The organism is Vibrio sp. SCSIO 43009, assembly GCF_023716525.1.
Lineage (GTDB): Bacteria > Pseudomonadota > Gammaproteobacteria > Enterobacterales > Vibrionaceae > Vibrio > Vibrio alginolyticus.
Map to the genome: position 1 here is coordinate 953,287 of NZ_CP071843.1, position 13,500 is coordinate 966,786.

Below are 13,500 nucleotides of genomic sequence, written 5' to 3' on the forward strand. Positions count from 1 at the left end.
TCAATCAAAAGGCAGCTATAGTTAGCTGCCTTCCTTTATCTTTATTCTTAGCGAATCATTCGTTTCTCAGTACATTCCACGCTTCACAAAGAACTCTAAATCTTTCTGCATCGCCATTTTCTCGATCAGGATGCCAACGAAGCGCGAGTTTTCGCCATTGTTTTCTAATTTCCGCAGGCGTAGCGTCAGTGTTAAGTTCAAATAGTGACAGTGCCTTTGTCTTATCTACGCTGGCTACTGACGAACCACCGATGAACTTTTGATAAGTTGTCCAAAATTCATTCAACAGTCGACGCACTTCATCTTCGTCCGCTTCGTAATTGCGCCAATCTAAATAATACTCACGCAAAGGATCATGAATATCGATCTTATGCCTCAAAGCTTCCATCGAAGACATGAGCTGAATATCCATGGCTTCGACTTGAAGCCAGCTATCCGGATACAGAGTGTCTTGCAGTTGATATAATGCATTCATGATCAGGAAGTTTCTTTTGAATAAATCCTTATCGGGAGAGTCGTCCAGCTTTGAAATATAACCTTGTTCACCCAACGAGCTTGCCAAGGTGTGCACTTTCCAATTAGAGGGCTGTTTTCTCAGAATTTCTAACATTGGCCAAAGCAGCGGATTTTCTATTGCATGAGGCTCAATACTATTGACAGTACGTTGTCCTTCCATTCATCCTCTCTGACACGAGTTTAGGGCCCCATTCACGGCACAAAAAACATAGTTTCCACTTTGTAGCATAAATGCAAAAAGGCCGATAGTCATTCACCATCGGCCTTTGTAAGGAGATCACGTAAAGGTTAAATAACCCCTAGCTCACGTAAACGTTCCATAAGGTAGCTATGTGCAGTGTAGCGCTCAGATAACACCACTTCCGGCTTTGGATGCAGGAACAACGGTAATGAGATACGTGACTTTTCTTGACGGCCACCCGTAGGGTTGATTACACGGTGAGTCGTTGAAGGGAAATAACCACCTGACGCTTCTTGAAGCATATCACCAATGTTGATGATTAAGTTCCCGAAGTCACATGGTACATCGATCCAATCACCCTCTTTACTCTTTACTTGCAGTCCAGGTTCATTAGCAGCAGGCAAAACCGTTAACAGGTTAATGTCTTCATGCGCAGCAGCACGAATAGCGCCTGGCTCTTCTTCGCCTGTCATCGGTGGGTAGTGAAGCACGCGTAGTAATGTTTTGTCACTGTTATTGATCATTTCTGACAACGCGATAGAGAACTTCTCTTGAACGTCCTTAGGTGCGTACGCTTCAACCCAACCTAATAGCTCTTGAGCAAATGCATTGGCACGCTCGTAGTACTCTAAGATTTCAGCTTTAAGCTGCTCTGGGATCTGCCCCCAAGGGTAAACATGAAAGTACTCTTTGATGTCTTTCACTTTGTGCCCTTTCGCCACTTCAGACACAGAAGGTGGGAAGTAGCCATCTTGGGTGTCTACGTTAAAGTGAAAATCATTCTTTTGATCTGAACAGAAAAACTCATGCCAGTTTTTGTAAATTGACTCTACAAGCTCTTGTGGAATCGGGTGGTTTTTCAACACACCAAACCCCGTTTCTCGTAGAGAGGTAACGAACTGTTGAGCAGCATCGTCAGCAAGATAATCGACAGTTTCCAGTTTCATGGCTTTACTTCTTTTTTATTAGACTGAATCATGGATTCTATGGATGGGCATGTTGTAAATCAAACTTTAATGAAAAGTGCACGCGCAAACGTTTTAATGTTGAGCAGTTTGCCAATAAATCAACATTTTCAGTGATCAAAAAACCCATTAAAATATCAATTGCACACCGTTCAATTAAGTGCAATCATTAACACAATCTATGGATTCCCACTGTAAGATAAATTGAAGGATCAAATAACTCTATGAAAAGCACCTCGACACTCTTAGGATTAACGATTTTTTATGCCATCGTGTTTTTATTTTCTGCGTTGGAACCTAACTCACGTGCAGTTTGGTTTGCGGAGATTATCCCGGCGATTGGTATTCTTGTTGCTATTTGGGCGATTTCGATTCGCTATCAGTTCAGTAATACGGCTTACTTTTTAATGTTCATCTGGCTCTGTTTGCACACTATCGGTGCGAAATATACGTTCTCCGAAGTGCCGTTTGACTGGTTTAACGACATGATTGGTTCAGAGCGAAATAATTTTGATCGCGTTGCGCACTTTTCAATTGGCCTTTACGCATATCCGATCGCTGAATACTTGATAAACAAAAAACGGTTCAACAAAGCGTTCTCTTGCTGGTTTGCTTTGTTTGCTATCATGTCACTTGCTGCTGGCTATGAGATTATCGAATGGTGGTATGCGGAGTTGGCTGGTGGCGATGAGGGAATTGCCTTTCTGGGCTCGCAAGGTGACATATGGGACGCCCAGAAAGATATGTTGTGCGATACCGTTGGTGCAGTGTTGTCGTTATTCTTAATGTCGGCTCAACGTCGATTCTCTCAACCATTCTAAATAAGGGTTAAACCCATCAACAATTGGAACCTGTACGATTTGAGCGACCTCGTATTCGTGCAGGTTTTCTATTTTCTCTTCCACCAATTCATAAAGTTCTCGACGAGTTTTGATCACCAGCAACCATTCGTTGTCAGTACAAATCTCCCCTTTCCACACATAGTGACTTTCAATAGGCATCGTTTGAATACACGCGGCTAATTGGGCATCTAGCAAACCTTTAATGATCTGATCTCGATTTTTTTCGTTGCTGGTTGTGCTTAACACCATGCAGTAGTCATGTTTTATACTCATTTTCTAGCCCTTCATTATTTCATTGTCACTTTGCCGCCAATCATTTTGTAAGCAGGCGTTCCTCTCACTAGGGTATCTCTTGCAAATTCTTGCCCGCAACTGGGACAGATGCATGGGGTTTGTGTGAAATCGTCAACAATGCGCTCTTTGAAGCACTTGACCAGTGCGCCTTTTCCGCCTTTACGGTACTTAAATAGTTGAGTTTTACACTTTGAGCAATAGATATCGACGGTTTTCGTCGGCTGCTTCTTATTCGGTTTCGCCATGGTTACTTTCTATATCCGGTTTGACCCATACATTATTAAAATCAAACCAACCTAAGGCATTACACTTTGCATTTTGTAACGCACCGCTGTGGTCTTTATTCACGCCTAGCCAACAGTGAAACATAGGAATCACCTGACAGCTTTTTACTAACTGTCGTCCTAGCTCACGCGCAGGAAAGTCTGTATGCATCCCAGCACGCCATTGATCGACAAGTTTAGCCCATTCACTAAAATCGTAACCTGAACTGAACTTCTCAATATCACTGTAATCCAGAAGCCAGCCCGCTAACGCGTCATTTCGGTTCGTTGCAATGCCCATAGCTTTCACCCATATATCCACCTCCTCCGGTGCGGGCGGTTGAGCATCATAACGAATAAACTCAACCTCTATACCGTGCGGTTTTAAGAGTGTCTTGATGGCCTTGGCAACTACTGGAAACATCGGATGCTTTTTCTGATACGCTACGGAAATTACCTTATTAACCTGTGGTACGCTGCCCGCTTCTGCTGGCCTAAGATCAATCCAACCGGGCTTAAGGCCAAACGCTTGCAATACTCCCAGTTCCATCACTTTATCTTGTGGAACATGCGCGTAAATCTGGTGACTGTTGAGGGTTTGCGAGAGGAACTCTGCCCAACGTGGATCTTTTGCAATCCCGGTGTTTTTGTTTAGTAATAGGAATGTACAGCCAGGGTCCAGCTCGACTTCATCGGATGAACCTTGTTTATCCATCTTCGGTTTTGACAGGCTTGGATAAACCATTGAGGAATAGGCTTCATCGATTACCCACACCTCCACTTGGTCAAGTAAAGGGCGAAAACCAAAGTAGCCATCAAAAGCAGTCAAAATAAGACGCTTATCATCATTCATTTTAACTTGGAACGGCCCTGTCCCTATCGGTTGTCTATCGAAGCTTTCAGAACGCAAAGCACTCGGTAGCAAAATTTTTGCTTGCGACTCACTCAGAGCCAGAGGAAGGTAGCGATCAGGACGGACGAGCTCAATATCAACGGTCCACTCTTGTGGTGAAGACACCCGCTTTATGTGAGAAAACAAGTTCAAGCTATTTAACGCAAGCACACTTTCAAGAACACAACTGGTTGTTAACGGTTCACCGTTATGAAAGCGTACTCCACGACGAAGATAAAAACGCCAATGTGTATCAGAAATTGCTTCCCACGTGTGGGCTAAATCTGGTTGAAGTTGTTCATTTTCATCAAGGCGAGTGAGTCCGCTAAAAATTTGTCTGGCGATGTGCTGTTCAGAACGCCGCATCGGTTTCTGCGGGTTTAACATCGACAATGGTCGATAATAAGGCAAACGCACGACCTGCTCGCCCTGTCGATGCTGAAGCCCTAAATAACCTTGGATAACCTGCGTCAATCGTGCCGCATCGTTATCAAGCGCATCTAGAGCCTGACCGATTTTCCCTTCATCGAGATAACGCCTGGCGAGGTTTTCGCTGACGTCGCTTCGATTACGTTTAAAAACGAGTTTCGAAAGTTTTCCTCGACCCGCTGCCGGATGCCACTCAATCCAGCCCTCTTCTTCAAGTTTATTTAGAACAATACGAGCATTACGACGTGTACAAAACAACGCTTCCGTGATGTCTTCGAGCTGAACGTCCGTATCGTGACCGGAAAATTTTTCAAACAGTGTTTCGAACTGAACACGTAAACGAGGGCTACTCATAAAGAGGAAATTCTTATCTTGTTGTCGATAAGCTAAGTTTCCTCATTTTTTCCAAAAAGTGCAAACATCACACTATAAATTATTGAATATCGATACCAATTTCTCGCGAAAGTTCAGCCAGTTGTACCTCGTTGTCCAGCTTGATAGACCATTTGCACTCTGCTCCATGAGATAAAACAACGTTCGCTCCTCTACCCAGCAACTGAATTGCATCGGTTTGCGCTTGCAAGGTTACCATTGCACTGCCGGAGAGCTTAATCACTATTTCACGCTGGGTTGCAATGATTTTTCCTAATGAAAACTCAATCACCATCTTAGTTTATACCGACTTTGTTTTGTGTTGTTTCACAGCGATGGTCAAGCGACTGGTACACACTAAACGGCCTCGCTCATCAGTGATATCGATTTGCCACACTTGCGTTGAAATACCCAGATGAAGCGGTTTTGCCGTACCAATCACATGACCACTTCGCATGGCTCGCACATGGTTCGCGTTAATATCTAAACCGACGCAGTAGCTGCCCTCATCGACAGAGAAGTTTGCAGCCAATGAGCCTAATGTTTCTGCGAGCACGACTGATGCACCACCGTGAAGCATTCCTAAAGGTTGATGAGTAAAGCTGCATACGGGCATGGTTGCTGTAAGGGAGTCGTCAGTGAAATCTGTATATTTAATTTGTAGGTGCTCGATCAGGGTATTTTTTGACGTGGCATTCAGAATCTCTATGCTTACGGGCTTTTTCCATATACTCATTGTTTTACTCTTAGTTTCACAAACTGGTTTGTTAGGTTGTAACGATGTGCTAGGAAGCTAGCATAGACGCTACTTGGGCATAACTTCAAGACGTAACATCTCACCTTCTTTATTAAGCAGATGAATAACTTGATCCATGCATCATGTTACTATTTGGGTATATACTATTGCTTCAAAACAAAAAATTAAATGGAGCCTGTTATGAAGGTATGGATGAAAGCCTCTGCTCTTTTAACTATCGCGGGTTTAACAGCGTGTAGCGCATCACCGACGGGTCGCAACCAGATCCTGATGTTTTCAGATCAGGAAATGTCATCGCTTGGAGCTAAATCTTTCGAACAAATGAAGAAAGATATCCCAATCAGCAAAGACCGCAAAACGAATGCCTACGTTCAATGCGTTGCCAAACACATCACTGACACCATTCCCGCTCAATCTGGATTTAAAGACTGGGAAGTCGTTGTTTTTGATAGTGAACAAGTCAATGCGTTTGCTCTACCAGGTGGGAAGATCGGCGTGTATACCGGGCTTTTAGATGTCGCGAAAAACCAAGATCAGTTGGCAACAGTTATTGGTCACGAAGTCGCTCACGTCCTCGCTGACCACAGTAATGAACGTCTTTCACAAAGTCAGTTAGCAAATGCAGGGTTGTCTCTAGCAAACGTTGCCATTGGCGCTTCCGAGTACAAACAGTATCAACAAATGACGATGGCGGCACTTGGTGTCGGTGTTCAATACGGTGTTATCTTGCCATACGGTCGTACTCAGGAATCCGAGGCTGATATTGTCGGGCTGGAATTCATGGCAAAAGCAGGTTTCGACCCACGTCAAAGTGTCGATTTATGGAAAAATATGAGTGCTGCATCAGGTGGTTCTCAACCACCTGAATTCTTCTCAACCCACCCATCGCACAGTACGCGCATTAAAGATTTACAAGCAACCATAAATAAGCTGCCTGCGTATAACGCGAAAGCACCAAGATGTGGCTAATTCATTGCTACTATCGTCTACTACTTAAGCTTGCCAAATAAAAAAGCTCCCTAGGGAGCTTTTAATGATTCTAATCAAGTGCCCAATATCTGTAGCGGCAAACTTAACAAACTATCTCCGAGAGTGGCAAAATACCAGATGATAGAAACAAAACCTCCGACAGAGACCAAGTACCAAGCAAGTGAAAATAGTTGCCCATAACGGGTTAATGGCAATAAATGGCTTTGATGTCGAGCTCTCCATTCCATCACCACTTCCAACATTCCCATTAACAATAAAAACCCTAGCAACGTCAGACCGAAATAGTAACTGATAAAAATGCCTAATAAAGCGGTCGCAATACTGCCAACTAACCCGACCCAAGTATTCATTGAGAAGGTAATACTTTTGAGCACATGGCCACCATCTAATGGTAAAATAGGCAGCAGATTAAATAGGTTTAGCAAGGCGTTAAACACAGCAAGCCCAGCGAAGATCACCTCACCAGTCATCCAATAAAGCAAAGTAAAAACTATACTAAGTACTAAACCGAAAAATGGTCCCATGATTGAGATAACCACATCCTGCCAGCGCGTGTTTATCTTTTCGTCACTTAGCGCCAAACCACCTAGGAATGGAATCAAATAGATCCCTTTGGTCTTCATTCCAAAATACTTCATCGCTCTAATGTGACCATATTCATGAAAAACCAAGCAAGCGATCAACGCTAGCGCGAACTCGATGGAAAATAGCCAAGAATATGCAGCGAGACTTGCAGACGCTAACGCCACTTTAATAACTTTCGCACTTTTAAGTGCTTTCATCCCAAGAGATACGAGGCCTATTACACTTAAACGCTTTTCGGATGGTGGCGTAACTTCTGGCACTTGGCGCTCGATGTCTTTTTCATTTCGACAACCTTCGTTGACGAGCTCACCGTTAATTGTGACCTTGTAACTCAATTCAAACGGTTGCCATGTTAAAGAACACTCTAAATGACAGTTCAGGATTTCCTCACCCGTAGAGAGCTTAAACTGGTGTAGACAAGTCTCTGCGGTATTGTCACTGGCATCGATTTGAGACACCAACGTATTATCCCAATATAACTGCTGCCACCCAGCCATCGATCCTTCGAGCCTTAGCGAACGACCTAAAAATTCAACATTCAGTAATTCCAATGCGGTTCCTATTGCGTCTATTGAATAACTACATAGCGAGCGCGAATTATGCCTGTGAAGTGAAGAAACAGCAAAGCGAGCTATCTCTTGATTTGATCGTTATTTAACTATAAAGCTCGCAAAACAATTCTGGTCGTACCATTCTCTTCAAAAATATAACGATAATACATGCCCTTACAAGCCATCGTTTGACCTATGCATCATATTTAAAACGCAAAATACGCTCAAACTTTGACAAGTTATTAAACATACAATTAACATTACATTTACATCACCGTTGTATTTCGCGTATTAACAATTGGTGTAAGTACCACACAACAATTACAAGGACTTCGGTCCAGCATTATGACACCCTAGGAGGGTCAAGGATGAACAAGAAGCACTGCTCTCTGCTTACAATTTCAATATTGTTTGCGTGTAATGCCCACTCAGCGGGCTTCCAGGTAGCTGAACATTCGGCATCTGGTCTTGGTCGAGCATTTTCAGGTGAAGGGGCTGTCGCAGATAATGCCAGCGTCCTTGCTCGTAACCCTGCAGCAATGACACTTTTCAAAGAAGCTCAATTTTCGGGCGCGTTATCTATCATCGACCCTGAAGTCGATGTGTACGACACTGTAAACAATGAACACGCGAAAGATGTCGCCCCTTTACAGATCGTGCCAGCAGGTTATTACATCAGCCCTATCAATGATAACTGGGCTTGGGGTATCGGTATGTTCACAACATACGGTGTTGCTACTGACTATCCAAATGATATTTCCGCAGGTGATATGGCGGGTGACACTTCCCTACTTTCAGTAAACATCAACCCTAATGTCGCTTACCGTATCAACGAGTCTTTCAGTGTCGGTGGTGGTATCAACCTCGTATACGCTGAAGCAGAGCTGACTCGCCACAAAGGCGCACTCGCCGGTATTTTAGGTGGTAATAAGTCCGATAACCTTGTCGGCATGGAAGGTGAAACTTTCGCTTGGGGTTGGAATGTCGGCGCTTTATTTGAGCTAAATGAAAACAACCGTTTTGGCTTTGGCTACCGCTCTAAGGTTGATCTAGATTTTGATGACGGTGAGTTTAGTAGTTACGACTCTGGTCGAGCTTCATCACCAAAAGTTGATGGCCGTTTAAAAATCTCTCTCCCTTCAATTATCGAATTATCGGCTTTCCATCAACTGAATGAACAATGGGCTGTACATTACGGCTGGCAACAAACCGACTGGAGCACATTTAAAGAACTAAAAGCGACCAGTAACGAATGTAATGACGGAGTATGTTTCTTTAAACCTGAGAAATATGAAGACAACAATCGCTACTCCATTGGTGCAACTTACATACTTAATACAGACTGGACATTCCGTGCAGGCTTTGCGTACGACGAACAAGCAGGTGAAGCGACATTGAGTATCCCTGACAGTGACCGTTTTTGGTACAGCGCGGGCCTAACTTACGCAATGAGTGAGAATTTAACTTTCGATGCAGGCTTTGCACTTGTTAAGAGTAAATCAGGCTCTTTCACTGAGACAAATGCTCTGGGTGAAGAGATTAAGTTTGACTCAGAAGGTACTGCTTACATCAGCGCGGTACAGATGAACTACACCTTCAAATAATGGGATTACGGAGTAAACCAATGAAACACACGTTTAAATTATCAATGCTTTGTTCTGCAATCCTTCTTGCTGGTTGTGGTGATGATACCTCCAGCTCTGGTACTTCCGACAAAGTTCAATTTGAAGATGAAGTCCAAGCATTGCTTGATCGCGAAACATCCATCAGTTTTACGCTTCAAGGAGCGAACGCAGATGTACCGGCACCGTCTTACTTATTAATGGACACAAGCGATGGTACGCTTGGTCTGCCAACTGATGGCGATGATGCTTTAACCAACCCTAGAGCCTCAATGAACACGATGGATGGATGGTCAACGTCTATGCCAATCGTTCTTAACTTCAACGGCGACGGTTTTGCAACGGGCATGCTGTCGTCTGGTGTTAAAGTCATCAAGATTAATCAACGCTTAACCGAGTGGGACCGCAAATCTAACCCAATCGAAGAAGAGCTTGTTCAGAACCAAGACTACGTAGTTCAAGCAAAAGGTAACTCTCTATACATCCAGTTCTTGGCTGCACTTGATGAGTCAAGCGAGTACATTTTTGCGGTCACACAAGATGTTACTGACGTAAATGGTGAGCCAATTGGTACATCTGCAAGCTATGCAACTGGTAAATCGAAAGAGATCGTTTATGAAACTGGCGACCTTGCTTCTGTTCAAGCAGTCACTCAGGCGGTTGAAGGAATTTTTGGTATTGCCAAAGTAAACCCTGCAGACATCGTTTATTCTTCATGGTTCAGCACCCAGTCAGTAGGTGATACGTTAGCGGCAGTCAAAGGAGTAACCGCTACTGGTTTTTCTACTGGCGCAAACACACTAAATACCGTTTACAAAAATGACTCAAACGAAGGTTCAGTTGACTTATCAACGGCCTACACAATAACGCTCGGTGAAACCCAAGACTTTAGCACTGCGCTAGACTCTGACGATGACTTTAGTAAATACATTAGCGATCTAGACGCAGCTAAAACGGCAATTAAAGGCCTTTACATGCAATCAGGTGCTGATGTAAGCGTGACACAAGGTGTGGTAAGACTGCCTCATTACCTGGAAAAAGGCGCAAGCTGGAACATGCAACCAATGGTATCTGCGATGCCAAGCCTAGCGAAGCTAAGCGCAGCATTAGCGGATCCGAACGAGCAAGCAAACATGGTTCAGCAGCTATCAACAGGCGTTTTTGCAAATGATCCTGTTGATGTGACAAAGCTTGCTACAGATCCTACAGAGCAGCTAAAACTTGTTGGAGCTAAGCTTACTCTTACCGATGGTACCCAGCTTGATAGTGAGCGTATTATTACTCGCTACTCGCCTGTTCCCGTAGTGAAATCGGTTGAAGATGTCGAAGTACTGGTCTTCACACCTAAATCTGGCGTCGCGACAGACGTTGTGATTTATCAACACGGCATCACCTCAGCGAAAGAGAATGCGTACGCGTTCGCGTTCAATATGGTAAAAGCAGGTGTGGCAGTTATCGCTATTGACTTACCTATTCATGGTACGCGCAGCTTAGATGAACAACGTTCCGCAAATGCGAATGTACTGGCTTATCTAAATCTTTCCAACTTAGCCGTTGCGCGTGACAACCTACGTCAGAGTGTTCTGGATGTGTTAGGTTTGCGCGCTAGCTTAGTAGTATCTGCTCAAGGCGGTCTTTTAGCTGGAGGTCCTCTGCAAGGCTTCAACCCAATGACGGGTTCAAAAGTCAAAATGCTAGGTCATTCACTTGGCGGTATTGTAGCTACATCTGCCGTCGCAGCAGCAAACAATACACTGGGCAGCCCTTCTGCGGATGCGCTGTACACCTTTAGTTCTGCATCAGTACAGAACTCTGGTGGACAAATTGGTAATTTGTTACTGGGTTCAGACAATTACGGCCCTCAGATCAAACATAACCTCGCTTATGCAGCATCAAAAGACTATGCGAATTACGCTGATGCATCATGTGCGGATCTAGAAGATAAAACATGTTACGAAGCTTTTGAGGCTGCGGCAACGGAAGCTCAAGTAGCAGCGCTAGAAGCAGGTTTTTCACAATTTATCTATGCAGCACAGACTACACTAGACACTGTCGATCCGTTCACAAACGCTTCAGATTTAGTGGCATCTGGTTCGCTAACGACACCATTCTTTATGACAGAAGTGGATGGCGATAGCACAGTACCAAACAGCGTTCCAAATGCACCATTCGCGGGTACTGAACCGCTCGCTAATAAGCTAGGGTTGAAGACTGTGAACAGTACGGACACTACTGTGAATGCAACTGCGAGCTTTGTACAGTTTAATGCTACTGCATCGCACAGTACTTTTGCTTCGCCAAATGGCACTTTGTCTGATATTGATCATCATGTAGAGATGCAGATGGAAAACACTGACTTCTTAATGGATGACGCATTAACAGGTGCCACTAACACTTCTGTTTTGAAGTAATCGCAACATCCTTCCTACCAAAGCCCAGTTTCTACTGGGCTTTTTCATTTCAATTCTATTCAAACCCACTCATATTTCCTCTGCTATAGTTAAATCGATGTCTTTGCCTAACTCACTTGTTTAAAAGGAAAACTCTATGCGCGTATTGACTGTTATTGCCACTGTATTACTTCTTTCTGCATGCGGAAGTAGCCAATATCTGATGTCGACAAATGAAGGGAAAATTATTACCTCTTACGGTAAACCAGACCTGAACGAGGAAACGGGTATGTACGAATATGAAGACATGGATGGTAAAGAAATGAGTATTTCAAAAGAGCAAATTGTCCAGATTGTCGAACGTTAACGACAGGCCCTCTGTAAATTAGAGGGCTATGTTCTAGCCACCCTCTCTCTACATTTACCTCTTTTAGGCTTGTAATCGTTGTAGAAATTGACACAACTAATTCATAAGCCAAAACAATTAATAGTGTCTTTTATACTTCCGTATTATTTATTTAGCGAATATTTTACATCTTCACCTTAATCAGGTTGGAGTATTGTAAAATCTAGTCTTTAATTCGCTAACACCCTTTTATTTCTCAGGATAAAGTGGATAATACCGCCACAAAATAACATTACTAAGGTGAGTCCTTATGTCTATTGAAGCTACTCTGCTTGCGCGCTGCGAGTCAAAATGTGAACTGTGTTCTTCTGAATCTCAACTAACTGCATACGCTGTCCCACCTCACGGTAATGTGACGGTTGATACTGCCATCATGGTTTGTGATAAGTGTCTGGGTGAGATCGATGAGCCAAAAGACATTAACCACTGGCGTTGTCTAAACGAAAGCATGTGGAGCCAGGTTCCTGCTGTACAAGTGACTGCATGGCGCCAACTCACTCGCCTAAACACAGAAAGCTGGGCTCAAGATGCTCTTGACATGATGTACATGGAAGAAGAGCAAATGAACTGGGCAATGAAAGGGATGTCTGCTGACGATAAAACGGTTGACTGTAACGGCACTGAACTTAAGAAAGGTGACGATGTAACAGTAATTAAAGACCTACCAGTAAAAGGCACTAACCAAGTAATCAAACAAGGTACAGTGATTCGTGGTATTAGCCTTGGCGATGATCCAAAGCTAGTTTCGGGTAAGGCAAATGGTGGTCAGTCGATGTACGTGATCGCAGAATACTGCCGCAAGAAGTAATATCTCACTTCAGTCAAGTCAAAACGGGGCACCAATGGTGCTCCGTTTTTCTATACAACACTTAATCTACTATCATGTCTACCTCCTCTAGAGTGTTTCTTTTCTAAGGCGTAGGTTGAGTAGGCATGTTATACAAATAAAAAAATACCGGCTCATAGGCCGGTATTTCTTACACTATTTCAATATTAACGGTACATACCGATGTCTTTTTGAATATGTGCTGACAAGTCTTCTGCGTAGTAACTGCGTGGCGCAGTATTGTCTACAAATAGAATGTCCAGTAAGTGAGCAATCAGTCCTTTGAAGTTAACCGCGTAGGTTTTCTTATCCATAGAGGTTGGTAAAGCTACATTTGTCATTTGCATTGCTTGTGCCATGATTGCCTCTCTTTAAAAGCAGTAGTCTGTTTAGTTGGTTGTATATTAGTCAGTTTCTTATTGTTTAAGAAATGACAAATTTTACCCATTCAAATTAGAATTTCTAATAAAACAAACTCATTACAAAACTCAAAAATACAAATGAATAATAACGGCATAAATAATCACAATTGCTGTAATTACATTGAATAACTGAACATTACCTGCATAATCGCCCCTTAAGCAACAACATATATTTAACAATATTTTTCGTTATTTCT

Annotated in this window: 15 protein-coding genes; 6 read left to right on the forward strand and 9 right to left on the reverse strand. The window is 43.3% G+C overall.

The features are described from left to right. Positions 1-55: 55 nt before the first annotated feature. Positions 56-676, reverse strand: a complete 621-nt coding sequence (locus tag J4N43_RS19875; protein WP_005376328.1) for a DNA-J related domain-containing protein — start codon at positions 674-676, stop codon at positions 56-58. A 128-nt stretch (positions 677-804) separates the two neighbouring features. Next, positions 805-1,644, reverse strand: a complete 840-nt coding sequence (locus J4N43_RS19880; RefSeq protein ID WP_005376329.1) for an isopenicillin N synthase family dioxygenase — start codon at positions 1,642-1,644, stop codon at positions 805-807. Positions 1,645-1,886: 242 nt separating this feature from the next. Here J4N43_RS19880 and J4N43_RS19885 point away from each other — a divergent pair, with 242 nt between their 5' ends. Further along, entirely contained in the window at positions 1,887-2,483 is a 597-nt protein-coding gene (locus J4N43_RS19885; protein ID WP_005376330.1) for a DUF2238 domain-containing protein, read from the forward strand. Here the strand turns inward: J4N43_RS19885 and cutA are convergent. From cutA to J4N43_RS19910, 5 genes are all read right to left on the reverse strand, one after another. Beyond that, positions 2,445-2,777, reverse strand: coding sequence for a divalent-cation tolerance protein CutA (gene cutA / locus J4N43_RS19890; protein ID WP_031780471.1), 333 nt, complete (start codon positions 2,775-2,777; stop codon positions 2,445-2,447). The genes J4N43_RS19885 and cutA overlap by 39 nt on opposite strands. Before the next feature lie 14 nt (positions 2,778-2,791). Beyond that, on the reverse strand, positions 2,792-3,043 hold the full coding sequence (locus J4N43_RS19895) for a hypothetical protein (RefSeq protein ID WP_053349877.1): 252 nt from the start codon (positions 3,041-3,043) through the stop codon (positions 2,792-2,794). Further along, positions 3,027-4,736, reverse strand: a complete 1,710-nt coding sequence (locus tag J4N43_RS19900) for an SgrR family transcriptional regulator (protein ID WP_053349876.1) — start codon at positions 4,734-4,736, stop codon at positions 3,027-3,029. Before J4N43_RS19900 ends, J4N43_RS19895 begins: the two co-directional genes overlap by 17 nt. Before the next feature lie 79 nt (positions 4,737-4,815). Next, positions 4,816-5,049, reverse strand: coding sequence for a DUF3389 domain-containing protein (locus J4N43_RS19905; protein ID WP_005386281.1), 234 nt, complete (start codon positions 5,047-5,049; stop codon positions 4,816-4,818). A 6-nt stretch (positions 5,050-5,055) separates the two neighbouring features. Then, positions 5,056-5,490 carry a hotdog fold thioesterase gene (locus J4N43_RS19910; protein ID WP_005376340.1) on the reverse strand — a complete coding sequence of 145 codons (435 nt, stop codon included), beginning with the start codon at positions 5,488-5,490 and terminating at the stop codon, positions 5,056-5,058. Positions 5,491-5,691: 201 nt separating this feature from the next. On the opposite strand from J4N43_RS19910, the gene J4N43_RS19915 reads away from it, so the two are divergent. Continuing rightward, positions 5,692-6,480 (forward strand): M48 family metallopeptidase, encoded by a 789-nt coding sequence (locus tag J4N43_RS19915; protein ID WP_017634168.1) that lies wholly within the window; start codon positions 5,692-5,694, stop codon positions 6,478-6,480. A gap of 74 nt (positions 6,481-6,554) precedes the next feature. Here the strand turns inward: J4N43_RS19915 and J4N43_RS19920 are convergent, their stop codons facing one another. Then, positions 6,555-7,583: a site-2 protease family protein gene (locus J4N43_RS19920; RefSeq protein WP_062730981.1), complete on the reverse strand. Its 1,029-nt coding sequence runs from the start codon at positions 7,581-7,583 to the stop codon at positions 6,555-6,557. A gap of 422 nt (positions 7,584-8,005) precedes the next feature. On the opposite strand from J4N43_RS19920, the gene J4N43_RS19925 reads away from it, so the two are divergent. From J4N43_RS19925 to J4N43_RS19940, 4 genes are all read left to right on the forward strand, one after another. Continuing rightward, positions 8,006-9,241, forward strand: a complete 1,236-nt coding sequence (locus J4N43_RS19925; RefSeq protein ID WP_005376347.1) for an outer membrane protein transport protein — start codon at positions 8,006-8,008, stop codon at positions 9,239-9,241. Positions 9,242-9,261: 20 nt separating this feature from the next. Then, entirely contained in the window at positions 9,262-11,670 is a 2,409-nt protein-coding gene (locus J4N43_RS19930; protein WP_062730982.1) for a VolA/Pla-1 family phospholipase, read from the forward strand. A 136-nt stretch (positions 11,671-11,806) separates the two neighbouring features. Beyond that, a complete protein-coding gene (locus J4N43_RS19935) occupies positions 11,807-12,016 on the forward strand; it encodes a YgdI/YgdR family lipoprotein (RefSeq protein ID WP_017634171.1) in 210 nt (69 codons plus the stop codon). A gap of 289 nt (positions 12,017-12,305) precedes the next feature. After that, positions 12,306-12,863 (forward strand): PhnA domain-containing protein, encoded by a 558-nt coding sequence (locus J4N43_RS19940; protein ID WP_005376350.1) that lies wholly within the window; start codon positions 12,306-12,308, stop codon positions 12,861-12,863. A gap of 185 nt (positions 12,864-13,048) precedes the next feature. Here the strand turns inward: J4N43_RS19940 and J4N43_RS19945 are convergent, their stop codons facing one another. Beyond that, positions 13,049-13,240 carry a hypothetical protein gene (locus J4N43_RS19945; RefSeq protein ID WP_005376351.1) on the reverse strand — a complete coding sequence of 64 codons (192 nt, stop codon included), beginning with the start codon at positions 13,238-13,240 and terminating at the stop codon, positions 13,049-13,051. Positions 13,241-13,500 lie beyond the last annotated feature (260 nt).